Annotated in this window: 14 protein-coding genes; 8 read left to right on the top strand and 6 right to left on the bottom strand. The window is 68.4% G+C overall.

Annotation, left to right across the window (positions count from 1 at the left end; genetic code table 11):
• The first annotated feature begins 70 nt into the window (after window positions 1-70).
• Window positions 71-1,150 (top strand): malate/lactate/ureidoglycolate dehydrogenase, encoded by a 1,080-nt coding sequence (locus tag IEY36_RS23390; RefSeq protein WP_229681528.1) that lies wholly within the window; start codon window positions 71-73, stop codon window positions 1,148-1,150.
• Between the two features lie 253 nt (window positions 1,151-1,403).
• Here IEY36_RS23390 and IEY36_RS23385 read toward each other — a convergent pair whose 3' ends face one another.
• On the bottom strand, window positions 1,404-2,246 hold the full coding sequence (locus IEY36_RS23385; protein WP_188971429.1) for an NAD(P)-dependent oxidoreductase: 843 nt from the start codon (window positions 2,244-2,246) through the stop codon (window positions 1,404-1,406).
• Between the two features lie 225 nt (window positions 2,247-2,471).
• Between IEY36_RS23385 and IEY36_RS23380 the strand changes: the two genes are divergently transcribed.
• The 7 genes from IEY36_RS23380 to IEY36_RS23350 all read left to right on the top strand — a co-directional run bounded on the left by IEY36_RS23380 (window position 2,472) and on the right by IEY36_RS23350 (window position 10,703).
• Window positions 2,472-3,368: a TauD/TfdA dioxygenase family protein gene (locus tag IEY36_RS23380; RefSeq protein WP_188971427.1), complete on the top strand. Its 897-nt coding sequence runs from the start codon at window positions 2,472-2,474 to the stop codon at window positions 3,366-3,368.
• Window positions 3,368-4,153 (top strand): fumarylacetoacetate hydrolase family protein, encoded by a 786-nt coding sequence (locus IEY36_RS23375; RefSeq protein WP_188971425.1) that lies wholly within the window; start codon window positions 3,368-3,370, stop codon window positions 4,151-4,153. The genes IEY36_RS23380 and IEY36_RS23375 overlap by 1 nt, the downstream gene beginning before the upstream one ends.
• 4 nt (window positions 4,154-4,157) lie before the next feature.
• Window positions 4,158-5,240 (top strand): Ldh family oxidoreductase, encoded by a 1,083-nt coding sequence (locus IEY36_RS23370; RefSeq protein WP_229681527.1) that lies wholly within the window; start codon window positions 4,158-4,160, stop codon window positions 5,238-5,240.
• Between the two features lie 25 nt (window positions 5,241-5,265).
• A complete protein-coding gene (locus IEY36_RS23365) occupies window positions 5,266-6,837 on the top strand; it encodes an ABC transporter substrate-binding protein (RefSeq protein WP_188971423.1) in 1,572 nt (523 codons plus the stop codon).
• 191 nt (window positions 6,838-7,028) lie between these two features.
• Entirely contained in the window at window positions 7,029-8,219 is a 1,191-nt protein-coding gene (locus IEY36_RS23360; RefSeq protein WP_188971421.1) for a cell surface protein, read from the top strand.
• On the top strand, window positions 8,212-9,165 hold the full coding sequence (locus IEY36_RS23355; RefSeq protein WP_188971419.1) for a DUF6384 family protein: 954 nt from the start codon (window positions 8,212-8,214) through the stop codon (window positions 9,163-9,165). The genes IEY36_RS23360 and IEY36_RS23355 overlap by 8 nt, the downstream gene beginning before the upstream one ends.
• Window positions 9,159-10,703: a coiled-coil domain-containing protein gene (locus IEY36_RS23350; RefSeq protein WP_188971417.1), complete on the top strand. Its 1,545-nt coding sequence runs from the start codon at window positions 9,159-9,161 to the stop codon at window positions 10,701-10,703. Before IEY36_RS23355 ends, IEY36_RS23350 begins: the two co-directional genes overlap by 7 nt.
• Window positions 10,704-10,768: 65 nt before the next feature.
• Here IEY36_RS23350 and IEY36_RS23345 read toward each other — a convergent pair whose 3' ends face one another.
• The 5 genes from IEY36_RS23345 to IEY36_RS23325 all read right to left on the bottom strand — a co-directional run bounded on the left by IEY36_RS23345 (window position 10,769) and on the right by IEY36_RS23325 (window position 17,356).
• Window positions 10,769-11,539 carry an SDR family NAD(P)-dependent oxidoreductase gene (locus tag IEY36_RS23345; protein ID WP_188971414.1) on the bottom strand — a complete coding sequence of 257 codons (771 nt, stop codon included), beginning with the start codon at window positions 11,537-11,539 and terminating at the stop codon, window positions 10,769-10,771.
• A 752-nt stretch (window positions 11,540-12,291) separates the two neighbouring features.
• A complete protein-coding gene (locus IEY36_RS23340; RefSeq protein WP_188971412.1) occupies window positions 12,292-13,248 on the bottom strand; it encodes a D-2-hydroxyacid dehydrogenase in 957 nt (318 codons plus the stop codon).
• Window positions 13,249-13,583: 335 nt separating this feature from the next.
• Window positions 13,584-14,339, bottom strand: coding sequence for a Crp/Fnr family transcriptional regulator (locus IEY36_RS23335; protein WP_188971410.1), 756 nt, complete (start codon window positions 14,337-14,339; stop codon window positions 13,584-13,586).
• Window positions 14,340-14,674: 335 nt separating this feature from the next.
• Complete coding sequence (locus tag IEY36_RS23330; protein ID WP_188971408.1) at window positions 14,675-16,810, bottom strand: acetate--CoA ligase family protein; 2,136 nt, start codon at window positions 16,808-16,810, stop codon at window positions 14,675-14,677.
• Between the two features lie 78 nt (window positions 16,811-16,888).
• Window positions 16,889-17,356 carry a CYTH domain-containing protein gene (locus tag IEY36_RS23325; RefSeq protein ID WP_188971406.1) on the bottom strand — a complete coding sequence of 156 codons (468 nt, stop codon included), beginning with the start codon at window positions 17,354-17,356 and terminating at the stop codon, window positions 16,889-16,891.
• Window position 17,357: the final 1 nt, after the last annotated feature.

The following is a 17,357-nucleotide window of genomic DNA, read 5'->3' as shown; positions in this document are numbered from 1 at the left end:
CACGCCCCCGCCTTCGCAAAGCAACGAATTGGGGAGAGAATACGCAACCGACTTCTTCCAGGACGCTCCCATGGATATGCACCACATCCCCGTCCCCGCGCTGACCGCCCTGGTAAGCGATGTCTTCCTCGCGGCGGGTTGCGACTCTGCCGAGGCCGGCCGCATTGCGACGCATCTCGTGGGTGCGAACCTCGCCGGCCATGACAGTCACGGCGTGGTGCGCGTGCCACGCTATGTTGAATGGCTCGAAGCCGGCTTCATCGTGAAGGGCCAGGATGCCGAGGTCGTCACCGATGGCGGATCCTTCGCCGTGCTCGACGGCAAATGGGGTTTCGGCCAGACGGTCGCGCCACAGGCCGTGGCGCTCGGCATTACACGCGCGCAGGAACAGGGCGTTTGCATTACCGCCCTACGCAATGCGGGCCATATCGGGCGCGTCGGCGACTATGCGGAACAGGCGATCGCGGCGGGGCTGATCTCCATCCACTTTGTCAACGTCGCCGGCAGCGTGCTGGTGGCGCCCTTCGGTGGCGTGGAGCGGCGCTTCTCGACCAACCCGGTCGCGATCGGGGTGCCGCTGCCGGGCCGCCCGCTGGTGCTCGACTTCGCGACTGCGCTGGTCGCCGAGGGCAAGGTGCTGGTGGCATCGAGCGGGGGCAAGAAACTGCCCGAAGGATCGCTGATCGAGCCCGATGGCAGGCTCTCCACCGACCCGCATACGCTGTACGGACCCTATGACGCGGTTGGGCCGCGCAACCCGTCGAATGGCGCGGGTGCGATTCGTGCCTTTGGTGAACACAAAGGTTCGGGCCTCGCCTTCATGTGCGAGATGCTGGCGGGCTGCCTGACCGCCGGCGGCACGTCGGGGCCGATCGACGAACGCGGTCGCATCGCCAACGGCATGCTGTCGATCTTTATCTCGCCCAAGCATTTCGGGACGCAGGAAGAATTCGAACGCATGGGCCTGGTCTATGCCGACTGGATTTCCGCCTGCCGTCCGGCCGATGCCGCTGCGCCGGTGTTGTTGCCAGGTGAGCCCGAGGCGCAGCGGCGCACGGATCGCAACGCCAATGGCGTGCCGCTGCCAGCGGATACCTGGTCGAACATTCTCGCCACGGCGACGCGGCTTGGAGTGCAGCGCCCGGTTTGACCCGGGGGAAGCTAAGGTCGAGGGGCACCGCCCCTCGAGCACCCCGCCAGGAAACTCATGCCGATGCAGCGAATGCGGCCCCTCGGCAGTCCGGCGTCAGGCCGGAGGCGTGCCTGCGGCACGACGCCAGGCAATCCGTAGGATTGCGCCCGGCGTCTGAGGGCTAGTCGAGGCGGATACCAGCGGTCGAAGCATTCGGCCGTGGCATCGGTTTCCTGGACCTGCGGGTGATTCCCGCGAAATCGGCAGGGGGTCAACGGTCCGCGAGGAATTTCCGCAGCCCTGCAATCTCCGCGTCGCTCGCCGGGTCGGCAAGGCGCGCATAGAGCGTCGCGGCACCGCGATACATGACGCTGGCGCTCTCATCGTCGCCAACAAAATCGGCGATTTCTTCCATTTCGCCCGACCAGCGGTAAGCCTTGGCATACATGCCGGGCACCATGCGCGCGAACCAGGCCGACAGCGCAGGCTGGCTCGCCGCGAGTTCGGCGCGCAACGCATCGGCGGCACCCGCGCGCGTTGCCGCCAGCATCATCGCCGAACCGATCGCGACCAGGCCCTTGGTGATCCCGGCATAGGACATCTTCAACGCCGAGGCCGCGCCGATCGGCCCTTCCATTACACGCAGATCGAGGCCACGACCGGACAGCAGCGTGGCGAGCCCTGATGCCTCGGCACCAGACGCGTAGATGACCGGGCCCGCATAGCCCTCGCGTGGCGGGCCACCGATGATGCCGGCATCGGCGACGCGCAGGCCATGGCTGCCGAGCAGAGTCGCGAGGCGCCGCATCGTCTCGGGACTGATGGCATTGCAGTCGACATAGAGTGGTGGCGCTGGCGCCGTCGCGAACAACGGCGCGAGGCGTTCGGCCGTGGCCACAGCCTGGGCCGGCGGCAGGATGGACAGGAAGGCGTCGGCATCGGCGAAGGCGGCTTCCGGCACCGCCTCCATGCCCGCCGCGGCGGCACGGTCGGCGCTGGCCGGGCTGCGGCCTTCGACGCAGGTCAGCACGCGAACGCCATGGGCGGAAAGCCGCGCCGCGACGCCAGCCCCCATGGCCCCCTGCGCGAGAATGGCAATCACCGGGTTCCGCATCGCCTTTTCCTCCAGACCGACCGCCATCCAGCCTGGACGTACCGGGCGTTGATGCCAATCCCGCGTAACGATTTGCCGGCATCGTGAGGCGGGGGTAGCGTTGTGCATCGGCGCCTCGATGCGCCGGAGGGAAGGAATTGTCCGCGACCATGACGTGCCCGCCATTTGGCGGTGCCCGGAAGGCAGGCTGTCCTTTCCACCGCGGCAGGAAAGGAAATCACCGGCATGCCCACCATCCGACCCAATGACGGCGCACTCGGCGCCAGCGTCACCGACATCGACCTGTCACGCCCGATGAGTGCCGCGGATTTCGCAACCATCCTGCGCGCGCTGGGACGGCACGGCGTGTTGTGTTTCCCGAACCAGTTGCTGGAGCCGGCGGCGCTGCGGGACTTCTCGCTGCGCTTCGGCAGCATCCAGACCTCGCTGACCGGCAAGTTCCAGGACCCGAACATCCCCGAGGTCGGCATCCTGTCGAACATCGTCGAGAACGGGGAGCCGATCGGCCTCGGCGATGCAGGCCAGGACTGGCACACCGACATGTCCTATCGCGACACGATGGGCTTCGTGAATGTGCTCAACGCGCACAAGGTGCCGCGACGCGACGGTCGCGTGCTGGGCAACACCATCTTCGCCAATATGCATGCGGCCTATGACGAGCTCGACCCGGGGCTGAAGGCGCGGCTCGCCAACGCCACCGCGACGCATGACTTCAACAAGTTCTGGGACATGATGGTAAAGCGCGGCAATGGTCGTGCGCCACTGACGCCGGAACAGCGCGCCAAGCGCCCGCCTTCTGTCCACCCGGTCTTCCTGACGCACCCGATCACCGGCAGGAAGGTGCTCTACTGCAATCCCGGCTATGCAGTGCGCATCAACGAACTCGATGAAGCCGAGAGCGACCGTGTGCTCGCGGCGCTGTTCGAGCACCAGTTGCAGCCGCGTTTCCTGCACACCCATGTCTGGACCGAGGGCGACCTGCTGATCTGGGACAACATCGGCACGCTGCACAACGCCATCCCCGATTACGGACCGAACGAGCATCGCCTGATGAAGCGCTGCCAGGTGATGGCCGACAAGGTGTTCCAGACGGATTTCATCCAGCAGGCATTGGCCGCCTGATGCGCTGGATCCGCTTCACGGCCGACGGCCGCACTGCTTACGGTATCCTCGAAGGTGACCGCATCGCCGAGGTCGCTGGCGATCCGTTCCGCGGCTACGACGCCACGCCGCGTCGTCACGACCTCGGCTCGGTGAAGATCGAGGTCCCCGTCATCCCGCCGACTTTCTATGCGGCCGGCCTCAACTACGTGGAGCATGTCAAGGAAGGCGCGGCGCGCCGCGGAGAGACACCGAACATCCCCGCCAAGCCGGATATGGGATACCGTGCCGCCAACGCGCTGATCGCCCATGGCGAGACGGTGATCATCCCCGCCGACGCCACCGAGAAGGTGCATTACGAAGGCGAGATCGTCGCTGTCGTCGGCAAGAAGGCCAAGCACCTGACGGAGGAGAACGCGCTCTCCTGCCTGCTTGGCTGGACCATCGGCAATGACGTCAGCGAACGCACCTGGCAGAAGGCCGACCGCACCTTCTGGCGCGCCAAGAACTCCGACACCTTCAAGCCGATGGGACCGTGGATCGAGACCGACCTCGACCTCGACGCCGCGGAGACCATCGTGCGGCTGAATGGCGAAATCCGCACGCGGTTCCACACAAACCACATGCTGTTCGGCGTGGCGAAGTTCATCGCCACCATGACGCGCAACATCACCCTGCATCCGGGCGACGTCATCTGGATGGGCACGGATGGCGTCTCGCCCGACCTCGTCTCCGGCGACGTGGTCGATATTGAGATCACCGGCATCGGCCACCTGACCAATACCTTCAAGCGTGAGGAAGCCTGATCCCGTGAATGTTCCGCATGAACGCGTGCGCGCGCAGATCGAGGTCATCCTGCAATCCTGGGGCATGGCGCCGGACCTGCTCGCCACCACGGTCGAGGCGATGGTCGAGACCGACCTGCTCGGCGTCGACAGCCACGGCATCTCGATGCTGATGACCTATGAGAAGCGCTGGCACGAAGGCACGCTGAAGTTGCAGGTGCATCCGCGCATCGAAAAGCAGACTGCCTGCACCGCGCTGGTCGATGGCGGGGCGGGTCTCGGCCACCCGGTCTCGGCCTTCGGCATGAACCTCGCCGTGGACATGGCGAAGGCGGCCGGCGTCGGCATCGTCGGCGTGCGCAACTCGCATCATTTCGGCGCTGCCGGCGTTTATGCGCGTATTGCCGCACGGCGGGGGGCGATCGGCATGGTTACTTCCGCGACGCGCGGCGTGACCATGGTGCCGACGCGCGGTGCCGCGCCCGTGCTCGGCACCAATCCGCTCGCTTTCGCCGCGCCGGCGAAGCGCCACCCGCCCTTCGTGCTCGACATGGCGACAACGACCACGGCGGCGGGCAAGGTGAAGGTCTATGACCTGAACAACCGGCAATTGCCCTCGGGCTGGGTGCTGGATGCGAAGGGGCAACCGGTCACCGACCCGAAGCAGGGCTTCGACATCGTGTTCAATCAGCCCGAGGGCGGGTTGTCGCCGCTTGGCGGGTCGCCGGAGATGGCGAGCGCGAAGGGCTACGGGTTGGCGATGATGGTGCACATCCTTGGCGGGACGCTGGTCGGTTCCTCTTTCTCGCCGATCCGGAACCGCACGCAGAAGCCGGGCGACCCGGATGACATCGGCCATTTCTTCATGGCGATCGACCCCGCCGCCTTCCGCGCCCCGGGCGAATTCGAGAACGATCTCGACGACGTCATCGACGTGATGCACGCGACACCGGCGGCTGATCCGTCAAAGCCGGTGCTGGTCGCCGGCGACCCCGAGGAGGCCGAGCGCCAGCGCCGCCTGCGCGACGGCATCCCGATTCCGGCCAGCCTCGACACGCTGATCCGGGGCATCTGCGAAAGGTCCGGCGCCGCCTATCTGTTGAGCTGACAACAACGAACGGGAGGAGCGAACAATGAAAAAGGCTCTGATGGCCGCTACCGCGGGGCTCGCCGTCGCGGTGGGCGCGGCGGAAGCGCAGACGCTCCGCATGGGCGTGGGGGCGCAGGTCACCTCGACCGACCCGCATTTCCACAACATCTCCCCCAACAATGCCTTCGCCTCGATGGTCTTCGACAATCTAATCGAGACCGATGACCGCGCGCGGGTGCGGCCTGGCCTCGCGGAGTCCTGGCGGCCGGTCGGCGAGGATGTCTGGGAATTCCGCCTCCGCCGCGGCGTGAAGTTCCACAACGGATCGGACTTCACGGCCGAGGATGTCGCCTTCACCCTCGAACGCATCCCGACCGTGGTGAACAGCCCCGGTTCCTTCCGCACCTATACCCAGGCGATCACGGGGGTGGAGATCGTCGACGACTACACCATCCGCTTCCGCACCAACGGCCCCGCGCCGGTGCTGCCGAACGACATTGCCATGGTGCCGATGCTCGACCGCCAGACGCACCAGGGGGCGACGACCGAGGACTTCAATGCCGGCCGCGCGACCATCGGCACCGGCCCGTACCGGATGACGATGCATCGCGCCGGCGAGCGGATCGAGTTGCAGCGCAACGACGCCTATTGGGCCGGCCGCCCGCAATGGCAGACCATCGACTACCGGATGATCACCAACGACGCATCGCGCACCGCGGCGATCCTCGCCGGTGATGTCGACTTCATCGACCAGGTGCCCACCACCGATGTCGAGCGTCTGCGCCACACCCCACGCGTGTCGTTGAGCGAGATCGACAGCATGCGCTTCATCTATTTCGCGATGGACCACATGCGCGACGGCCCGTCGCCCTTCATCACTGACAATGACGGCAGGCCGCTCGACCGCAATCCGCTGAAGGATGTGCGGGTGCGCCGCGCCTTGTCGCTCGCCATCGACCGCGCGGCGATCGTCTCGCGCATCATGGAAGGCGCGGCGGCCGCGACGGTTCAGGTGATGCCGGAAGGCGCCTTCGGCTACGCGCCAGACCTTACCGTGCCGGCGGCGGATGCCGAGGCGGCGCGCCGCCTGCTCGCCGAGGCGGGGTACCCGAACGGGTTCCGCATCACGCTGCATGGGCCGAACGATCGCTACCCGAATGACGGCCGCATCGCCCAGGCGGTCGGGCAGATGTGGACGCGCATCGGCATCCGCACCCAGGTCGAGGTTGCGCCCTTCGCGAGCTTCGTCGCCCGCGCCTCGCGGCAGGAATTCTCGACCTTCCTTGTCTCTTGGGGCAGTTCGACCGGGGAGCCGCTCGCGGCGCTGCGGTCGGTTGCCGCGACCTATGATCGGCAGCGCGGGACGGGGTCGGTCAACCGGGGGCGCTATTCGAACCCGGAATTCGACACGGCATTGCAGGCGGCCAGCCGGGAGCTGAACGACCCGCGGCGCGATGTGATGCTGCAGGAGGCGACCCGCATCCTGGTGCGCGACCAGGGCATCATCCCGACCCATCTGCAGAAGAACATCTGGGCCATGCGCCAGGGCTTCGCGCATACCCCAAGGGTTGATGAGCGCACCCGCGCCCAGGATGTGCGCGCCGTCACGCCATGACGGATTCGCGCTCGGCATGAATGGCTGACTTGGGCGGCGGGCCGGGCTATGAGTCCGCCCCCTACCCCCGGGGCTGTGATGCGGCGACCCTTCATCCATCACGGTCCGGGCCCATATTCGATGGCGTGAACCGGTTTTCCGGGCGTCCCTACGTCCGGAATCGGCATGCCCAGGCCAGGAGATCGGACAGGATGAGCGAAACCGCCGTCACCGTGCAGCCCATGCGCTACCTCGACAAGGCCATGGGCGCATTGCGCGACCTCGGCCTGCCGCTGCCGGCCGCCTCGGCCGAGGAAAGCCCGATCACCGGTCTGCTGTCGAAGATCATGGAGGTCGACACCGACCGCGTCACCCTGATCGCCCGGGTGCTGAACCAGGCCACCACCTTCAACGAGGTGGTTCGCGAGCAGATCAAGGCGATGGAGGTCGGCGAGCGCTACCAGACCATCACCACCGCCTTCAATTCCATCCGCGACGATGCGCGCGGCATGGTCGCGCAGATGGAAGACGGCAGGATCTCCACCATGGAGCGGCTGTCGAACGTCTGGCAGAAGGCCACGCGTGGCGACATCGCCTCGCGCTTCGACAAGATCCGCGACACCTATCTGGAAGTGTCGAAGGACACCAAGGAGAACATCGACCGCGAGCATGCGATCCTCGAGGCCTATCGCGACTTCCGCGGCGCGCTGAAGCAGGCCGAGGTGTTGGCGCTTGAAGTGCTCAAGACCGCCGAGGGACGCCTGAATGTCGCGAAGGCCGATACCGACGCGGCCGTGAAGGCGGCTGAGGCGGCGGTGGCGATGGAACCGGCCGAACGGGCGCGGCTGGAACTCTCGCGCGACGAGGCGCTGCGCGTGCTGCAGGCCGAGGACGGCAAGTACCAGATCGCCAAGGACCTCGCGGACAACCTGACCGTTTCCTACAACACCTCCGAGGTCATCATGGCCCGTCTGGTGCAGACCACGACGGCGAAGGAACGCGTCTACCAGCAATCGGTCTCCTTCTTCTCGACCAACGAGGCGGTGCTGACGGCGCTGACCGCCTCCTTCACCGGCATGCACGGCCTGCACGAGAGCACCCGCGCGCTGGAGAGCATGAAGTCCGGCGTGAACCAGTCGCTGGAAGTGCTCGCCGAGATCGGCGGCAAGGTGCAGGAGGCCGCGCTGCGCGCCGGCTACGGCCCGACCATCCAGGCCGACGCGGTCAAGAAGCTGGTCGAATCCGTGGTGAACTACCAGGAACGCTCGCTCGAGATCATCGACGAGATGCGCACTGCTGCGACGCAGAACAGTGACGAGATCCGCCGTTCGGTCGAAGATGCGAAGCAGCGCATGGCGAAGCTGACGCAGCGTGCCTCGGCGGTCGTCCAGGCGAATGCCTGACCCGGTCGCAGGCAACACCAAGGTCGTGGCCGTGCCGGCGCTCGACGAGACGATGATGGCGATGGATGTGGTGGACACGATCCGCCACGCCGATCGCCTGGTCGAACGCGAGCTGGGCGGCGCGGAACGCCAGCAGCGCCTGCGCGAACGTCTGCGCGAAATCTACAAATCGCAGGGCATCGAGGTCTCGGACAGCGTTCTCGACCAGGGCATCACGGCCCTGGAAGAAAAGCGCTTCGCCTATACGCCGAAGGGCGAGGGGTGGAAGCGCAGCCTCGCCACCGCCTGGGCGACGCGTAGCCGCTGGGGACGCTTCGCCCTGGCGGGGCTGGGTGTCCTCCTGGTCGGCTGGGGAGTGTTTCACTTCACCGTCGTCGCGCCGCGCCAACGCGAAGCGGCGGCCGTTGCGCGCGAACTGAACACCGAACTGCCACGCACCCTGCGCGCCGAATACGACCGCGTGCTGGCCGGCACGCAGGACGCGCAGCCGCGCGCTGATGCGGCGCGGCTGCTGGCCGAAGGCGAGGCCGCGGCGCGCGCCGGCAACCTGACGGAGGCGCGCGCGCGGCGCACCGCGCTCAACGATCTCGCCGCACGGCTGGCGGCCGCCTACAGCGTGCGCATCGTCAACCGGCCGGGCGAACCATCGGCCATCTGGCGCGTCCCGGCCTCCAATCCGCGCGCCCGCAACTACTACCTGATCGTCGAGGCTGTGGACCGTGACGGCCGCCCGGTCGAGGTGCAGGTCACCAGTGAGGAAGATGGCATCACCGCCCGCGTTTCGCGCTGGGGCCTGCATGTGCCCGAGGCGGAGTTCGAGCGCGTGCGGCGTGACAAGCTCGCCAACGGCATCATCGAGCAGCCCGTGATCGGCGAGAAGCCCGCCGGCAGCCTGGCGACACGCTGGACCGTGCAGACGACCGGGGGGGCGATCCTGTCATGGTGAATGGCGTCAACGTGCTGCAGGAAGTCGATGCGCGGCTGTCGGATGCGCAGCGCGAAGCCTCCGCCGCGCAGACGGAAGCCGACCGCCTCGCCGCCCAACGCGAGGGGCTGCGCACCGAGGAAGCGGAGGCGTTGCGTGAACTAGCGCGACTGCGCCTGATGGAACTGGCCGATGGCCGCCAGGCCGTCGATGCGCTGGATGCCGCCGGTGCGCAGGTACGCGAGAGCCTGGCGCGCCGCGCGAGCGAGCTCGAGGCCGTGCAGCGCGGCGTGCTCGACGCGCGCGACGCGCTGGTCGCGGCCGAAGCCAGGCGCGATGCCGAGGTGGCGCGGCATCGCGCCGTGCAGGAAGCCGAAGCCACCGCCCTGAAGGCGGCCGATGCCAAGGCGGCGGAGGACCTCGAATTCCAGCGCCTGTCGAAGCTGGCGGAGGAAGCCGAGCGTGTCGCGCAGCATGCCGAACAGAAATCCGGCTTCGCCGAACGCGACTTCGAGGAGAAGGGCCGGCCCTACCGCGCCGATCCGCTGTTCGCCTATCTGTGGGACCGTGGCTGGGGCACCGGGCGGTATCGCGCCTTTCCCCTGGTCCGCATGATCGATGGCTGGGTCGCGAAGCTGATCGAATTCGAACCGGCGCGCCGATCCTACGCGTTGCTGTCGGAACTGCCGGGCAGCATGACATCCCATGCCGGTCGCATGCGGGCCGAGGCGGATGCCGCCGTGCGCGCCATGGTCGAACGCCGCCGCGCCCTCGCCGGGCTGCCGGAAGGCGGTGGCCGGATCGACCCCGCCAGCCTGGAAGCCGCCGAGGATGCGGTGGAAGCCGCCCGCGCCGCCCTGACCGAGGCCGAGGCGAAGCGCAGCGCCCTGGCCTCCGGTGAGGACCCGGCCTCGCAGCAGGCGATCCGCGCGCTGGAGGCAGCGATCGGCGCGAGGTCGCTGCGCACGCTGCGCGAAGAGGCCTCCCGCACGCCGACGCGCGAGGATGACGCCATCGTCGCCCGGCTTGAGATCACCGCCGCCGAGCGCGCGCGGCTCGAAAATGCACTGGCCGATGCCCAGGCGCAGGCCGATGGCGCGCGGCGGCGCCTGACGGAACTGCAGACACTGCGTCACGACATGCGAACCCGCGGCGTCGAGCGCAGCGACTGGGGTTTCGCCAGCGGTGCGCTTGTCGGCGCGCTGGTCGGCGAATTGTTGCGCGGCGCGCTGTCGCGTGACGGCTTCTGGGACCGCATGGAACGCCAGCGCATGCCGGACCAGATGCCCGGCACCAGCCAGCCCGGGCCCTGGGGCAAGCCGCTGCCAGGCCCCTGGGGCCGGCCGGCGCCGGGCCCCTGGTCAAGCGGTAGTGCGGCGCCGCCGAATGGCGGTTGGTGGGACGAAGACAAGTCCGCCTATTGGGGCAAGGGCAAGCCGCAGGGTGGCGGCGGCAAGGGCGGCGGCTGGAGAAGCGGTGGTGGCGATGCCGGCGGCGGTTTCTCCACTGGCGGCAGCAGCGATTCGGGCGGCGGGTTCCGCACCGGCGGGTCCGTCTGAAGGACCGTTCCGGGCGGCCCTGTCGACAGTCGATGGCGGGATCCTGACCGGGCGCGGCTGCGCCGTCAGAACAGCGAATAGCCGCCGTCGAGCACCAGGCAATCGCCGGTGTGGTAGGCGGCGGCGTCGCTTGCCAGATAGACCGCGACGCCGCCGAAATCCGCACCCGTGCCCCAGCGCCGCGCGGGGATTCGCGGCAGCACGGCGGCGCTGAATTTCTCGTCGCCGACGCTGCGCGCGGTCATCGGCGTCTCGATCCAGCCGGGCAGCACCGCGTTGGCGCGGATGCCGTGGCGGGCGAGTTCCACCGCCAGTGCGCGGATCACCGCCACCATCGCGCCCTTGGTCGCGGCATATTGCGCGTTGCGCGCCGCGCCCTCGATGGCGGCGAGCGACGCGGTGCCGACCAGCGAGCCGCCGCTGCCGCGTTCGACCATGTGCCGCGCCGCGGTGCGCAGAGTGTAGAAGGCGCCGTCCAGATTGACCCGCGTCACGCGGTGCCATTCCTCGCTGTCGAGCTCGGTGAACTTCATCTTGCGGCCATAGGTGCCGGCATTGGCGAAGCAAGCATCGACACGGCCCAGCGCCGCCAGGGTGCTGGCGAAGGCGGCTTCGACCGCGGCCTCGTCGCCGACATCGCAGGTCTCGGCATGGGTGCGCACGCCGGTCGCCGCGAGCATCGCCCGGGCCTCGGCATTTTTGGTCGTGTTGGTGCCCCAAATCGCGACATCCGCGCCGGCCTCGGCCAGGGCACGGGCCATGCCGAGGCCGATGCCCGAATTGCCGCCAGTGACGAGGGCGACCTTCCCGGTCAGGTCGAAGGGCTGGTAGGGCATGGCGGGTCCTTCGTGTTGAATGGGGTACTTTAAAATTTTAGCATTTTATTCCGCGAGGACTACCCGATTTCGGACAAAGGCCAGGATTGCGCAAGGCGATTGACGGGTCGTTCGCTGGCCGGGAGCGGGGGCATGCGTGACGTCCTTCTGCTTGTGATTCTCGGCGGTTCAATGCCACAGCCCGACGGGCGGATATGAAGGGACTCTGCCCCATGCGCGCGACGATAGTGCTGTCGCGCGGTGGAACCGGAGCGGGCTTTGCCCCCTCCGGACCTCCCCCACCAAAGGCCTAAGGGCCTTTGGAAACCGTCACTTGGTGGCGGGCGCGACAAATTGTCGCCAGGAACGAACGTCGCGCTGGGCAAGAGAACGAATCTTGGCACCGATCCCCCCATGATGCCCGGTATCGGCTTCCAAAGGCCCGCTGGCCCTTGAGGGGTGGTTTGGCGGAGCAGGGCCCCTCCAATGTTCGCGCCTTCGGGGTTGCGTCCGCCATATCACTCCACCAGATGACAGTGCCATTTGGAAGGCCATCTCTTGGCGCCGGGCAGTGCAGACATGCTGCTTCGGCAATGCGCGCGCGGCGCTCATTCTGCTCGGGGCGCCCGGCATTGGATCAAGGTGTCCAGAGGCCCTTAGGCCTTTGGCGGGGTGGCTTGGAGGGGCAGAGCCCCTCCAACCGGACGCAGCATTGAACCTTGATTATATTCCTATATCAGCCCGCCACGCTGGGCGCCAGCGAAATCAGCCTCTCAATACCCCGCCGCCCGGTCCACCAGTTGAGTCAGCGGCGCGCCTTCGGTGAATCGGCGAAGGTTCTCCACCAGCAGCGCGGCGACCATCGAATCGCGTTCCGGGTGCAGCCCGCCGATATGCGGCAGCACCATGATCTTCTCCTCGCCCCAGAAGGGGTGCTCGGCGGGCAGCGGCTCGGTGCGGAACACGTCGAGCACCGCGCCGGCGATCGTCCCCGCCCGCGCCGCGGCGACCAGATCGTCATCCTTGATCAGCGCGCCGCGGCCGAAATTCAGCAGCCAGGCGGAGGGCTTCATCTGAGCGAGACGCGTCGCGTCGATGAAGTTCTCGGTCTCGGGTGTGGCGGGCAGCAGCAGGACGACGAAATCGCTCGCCGCCAGCACCTGGTCCGTCTCCTCGGGGCGATAGACGCGGTCGACATGCGGCAATTCACCGCTGCTGCGACGGGTGCCGATGACGTGCATCTCCAGCGCCTCGGCCTTGCGCGCGAGTTCCACGCCGATCGCGCCGAGGCCGAGGATGCCGAGCGTCTTGCCCGCCAGGGTGGACGAGACGCGGCGCGTCCATTGCTTCGCGGCGTTGTCGGCGACGATCGCGGCGTAGGGCTTGGTGATGTGGAACAGCGCGCCGAGGATGTTCTCGGGCATCTGCACGCGATGCGTACCGCGCGCGCAGGACAGGGCGAGTGTCGGCGGCAGGTCGGGGCGCGACAGCCAGTGTTCGACGCCGGCGGTCAGCGCCTGCACGAAACGCAGCTTCGGCATGCGCGTCAGCATCCCGGGCGGCGGGCCCCAGGAGAGCAGCGCCTCGGCTTCGGCCAGTTGTTCGTCGGCGGGGGTGGCGGCGCGGGCCACCGTCTCCACGCGCAGCCGCCCGGCCAGGCCCGCGGCCTCGATGGCGGCGGCGTAGGGTCCAGCCCCGTCGGTCCACAGCAGCAATAGTGGCTTGGTCATCTCACGCCCTCCATCATGCCGTGAGCGTGCGGCAGTGGCGGCGGCGCGTCCAGATCAGCGGGGGTGGCTTATGCCGGAACGAGAGGGGCTTTGCCCCTCTCGAACTCTCTCCACCAGAGGCCTTAGAGGCCGTTTGAAAATGCGCCAGGGGGCGCATTTTGAGGGCCGGTGCCGGACTCTTCACACGGTCTCTAAGGGCCTTTGGAAACCTCGATTTGGTACCGTGCAGCACGGCCAGGAAGAGCAGCGAAGTCCGCCTCGGTGCATGACGGGCGCGGCGCGCCCGGTGCCGAACCTGGAAACAAGCGCGCAGGCGTTGCTTCCGGACGGACTTTTCAGGCGGCGGGCGCGCGCAGTTCGGCGCTGACCGCCTGCTGCATCTCGGCCACACGCAGGATGCGGATGACGCGGCGGTCGCGCGCCAGCCAGCCTTCCCGCGTCATGTCCGACAATTCGCGCGAGACGACCTCGCGCCGCGCGCCGATTCGGGCGGCGAGTTCGTGGTGCGGCGGCGGCGGCGAGACGACGCGCTCGCCCACCACGCCGTTGCGCGGCCGCGACAGGCGCAGCAGTTCCGAGAACAGCCGCAGGCGCACCGGCAGGGCTTCGCGTTCCAGCGTGCGCTCGGTCTGCAGCCGCAGCTTGGCCGTCAGCGTGCGCAGCAGGCCGTGGCAGGCGACCGGGTTGGCGAAGATGAAGTCGAGGAAGGTCTGGGCCGGGATGATGCACAGGCGTGACCGCGCGATGGCGGTGACATTGGCGGCGCGCGGCGCGCCGTCGATGGCGGAGAGCTCGCCGAAGAATTCGCCGGTGCCGAACTCGTTCAGCAGCACCTCGCGCCCCGAGGCGGCGCGCAGCTGCACGCGCACCGAGCCGGCGGCGACGAAGAAGATGTCGGTCGAAGGCTCGTCGTCATCGACCACGACCTGGCCGGGTTCGACGGTGCGCCACCGCACGGTGGCGGCAACCTTGGCCAGCGTCGCCGGGTCGGCGCCGCGAAAGAAGGGGAGGTCCGCCAGGGAGGGGGCGCGCACCGGTTCAGCCATGGCGGGGCGCAGCCAGACAAGGTGCGGGAAAGTGGCGTCCTGCATTGGGCGCATCGTCGGTCTCCGGGCCGGCGCAACCGTCGCGCAGGCGGGGGGAGAGTGCTGCGTAATCTTTGATGGCGGGAGTGATACGGGTCACGCGTCGTCCTCGCGCCGTTGCCGCACGATCGAGCCGGTCCCTCGCCATCATGCTGTCACCCCCTGGTCGTCATGATGCCGTATCTTTGCATTGCTGTCGCAAATCGTGAAATCAACGTCAAGCCATTGCGGCGGCGAACGAAACATAAGTGTGCCGTCCGGCCTGCCGGTGCCGATCGGTCGGCAGGCGCCGCGGGTGGCGGCCTCGGCATGCGCCCCTGGGCCGTGCCGAGGCACCGGGGTCAGGCTTTGACGATCAAGGCATCCACCGCCATCGCCTCCGTGCCGGCGACGATGATCGGGTTGACGTCGAGTTCGGCGATGCGGTCGCGCTGGTCGGCGACGAATTCCGACAGGCGGGTGACGATATCCGCCAGCCGGTCGAGATCGGCCGCCGGCGCGCCGCGGAAGCCATCCAGCGCCGCACGGCCGCGCAGGGATTCGAACATCGCGCGCGCCTCGGTATGGGTGACCGGTGCGAGGGCAAGGGACGAATCGCGCATCAGCTCGACCAACACGCCGCCGAGGCCGGCGACGATCAGCGGCCCCATCAGCGGGTCGACGCGGCCGCCGACCATGAGCTCGACGCCCGGCTTGGCCATGGGCTGCACCAGCACGCCGTTGATACGGGCGTTGGGGGCGTGATGGTGCGCGTTCGCCATGACGGCGCGGTAGGCGTCGCGGACCTCGGCGGCGTCCTTGAGTCTGAGGCGAATGACACCGGCCTCGGTCTTGTGCGGCAGGTCGGGGCTTTCGACCTTCATCGCCACCGGGAAGCCAAGCGCCTCGGCGGCGGCGACGGCGGCGTCTTCGCTCTCGGTCAGGCGTTCGGGGACCACCGGCACGCCATAGGCGGCGAGCACCGCCTTGGCCTCACGTTCCGTCAGGGTGCGGTCCTGCGAGGCGGCGATCATGGCGGCGGCTTCGGCTGCCGCTTCGGGGCGGGACAGGCGGGTCAGCAGGCGCGGGCCACGGGCTCGGCGGGCTTCCCGCTCATGCCAATGCGCAAGGGTGGCGAAACAGCGGTCCATCGAGCGGAACAGGCCGATGCGCGGGTTCTGCTCGGCCTCGCGCGAGCCGGTGCCTTCCAGCCATTCGGTGGTCCAGACCACGCAGATCGGCTTGTCGTGCTCCTCGGCGATGGCGGCGAGTTCGCCGGGGCGCTTGGCGGAGAGCTCCGTCGAGTAGATCTGCGCGTAGATCAGCGCGCCGTAATGGCCCTCGCCGAGCATGGCGGAGGCGCAGGCGGTGAGGCTTTCCGGGTCGTTGGCGACCTGGGCGGTGACGTCGCAGGGGTTCCGCGCCGAGCCGAAATCCGGGATGCGCGATTCGAGGATGGTGCGTACCGGCGGCGTCGGCTGCGGCAACGGCACGTTGCGCGCTTCCGCCTTGTCGGCCGACATGATGGCGGCACCGCCGGAGACGGCGACGACCGCCACGCCACGTGCGCGCGGCGGCGGGGCCTTGGCGAGGAAGGCGGTGGTTTCGACCAGCGCCTCGAAATCCTGCACGACGACGGCACCGGCTCGTTCGAAGGCCGCGAGGTAAGCCGCGTTCTCCCCGGCGAGCGAGCCGGTGTGGGACATCGCCGCCGCCGCGCCGGCCTCCCCGGTGCCGAGCTTGAAGACCACCAGCGGCTTGTTGGCGGCGTCGGCGATTGCCGCCGCCTGGATGAAGCGCATCGGGTCGGGCATGCCTTCGAAGACGCAGGCGATGGCGCGGCAGGCGGGGTCGTCGGCGAGGAAGGAGACGCAGTCGGCGACGTCGATGTCGGAGGAATTGCCGGTGGTCAGCAGGTGGCTGACCGAGACGCCACGCATCACCGATTGCGCCAGCGAGAAGCCGAGCGCGCCGGATTGGCTGATCAGGCCGATGGCGTGCGGCAGCGGCGCTTCCATCGGCGGCGGGATCATGAAGGTGACGCCGGCCTTGGATTTGAAGTTCAGCATGCCGATGCAGTTCGGCCCGACGATGCGCATGCCGGCGTCGCGGCCGATCTGCGCGAGGCGGAGCTGGGCTTCGATATCGGCGTCACGCCCGGTTTCGGAGAAGCCCGAGGCGTAGAGCATGATGCCGCCGACGCCGGCTTTCGCGCAGTCGGTGGCGATCTCCTCGACCGCGTCCTTGGCGGCGACGACGATGCAGCAGTCTGGTGCTTCCGGCAGGGCGCCGACGGAGGGGAAGCAGGGGCGCTCGCCGATCGTCTCGTAGCGGGAATTCACCAGGTAGAGCCGGCCAGTGTAGTCCTTCAATGCCTGGATGGTGCGGTCGGCGAAGGAGCCCGCGCGGGGGCTGGCGCCGATCACAGCGATGGACGCTGGGTCGAACAGGCGCCCCATCTCCCCGTGGCGGTAGACGGCGCGGCTCGTGGCAGTCATGTGGTCGCTTCCCCTGGCTCTCTGGACACCGGCACATTGAGGCCGGTGCGCGAAGCCTAGGCGGCGATGCGCGACCCGTCACCCCCGCGGCGGCGCCTCCGCGGAGGCCAACACGGCATTGGCATAACGGGTGTCGCCGGTGATCTCGCGGCCGGCCCAGGGCGGCACGCCGACCGAATGGTCGGGAGCAGGCAATTCGACCTCTGCGATGATCAACCCGGCGAGGGGGCCTTCGAAGACATCCACCTCCCACAGCAGGCCGTCATGCGGGACGTCGTGGCGTGTCTTGGCGATGCGGCGGCCGGCGCAGAGCGTGTCGAGCATCGCCAGCGCGTCCGCCGGCGGGACGGCGTACTCGAATTCGGGGCGGATCAGGCCGCCGGGGCCCTTGATAGTAAGCCAGGCCTGGTCGTCGACGAGGCGCAGGCGGACGGCGACGCCGTCCTCGCGTGCCACGTAGCCCTGGACCAGGCGGCGCGTGCGGGTTGTCGCGTCGCGCCAAGCCGGGGTGGTGACGAGGAAGCGGCGTTCGATTTCGGTGGCCATG

This window comes from Neoroseomonas lacus (genome assembly GCF_014644535.1).
In the GTDB taxonomy this organism is placed as follows: Bacteria; Pseudomonadota; Alphaproteobacteria; order Acetobacterales; family Acetobacteraceae; genus Neoroseomonas; species Neoroseomonas lacus.
Note: the sequence above shows the minus strand (reverse complement) of the source record. Positions and strands in the feature narration are given on the sequence as shown.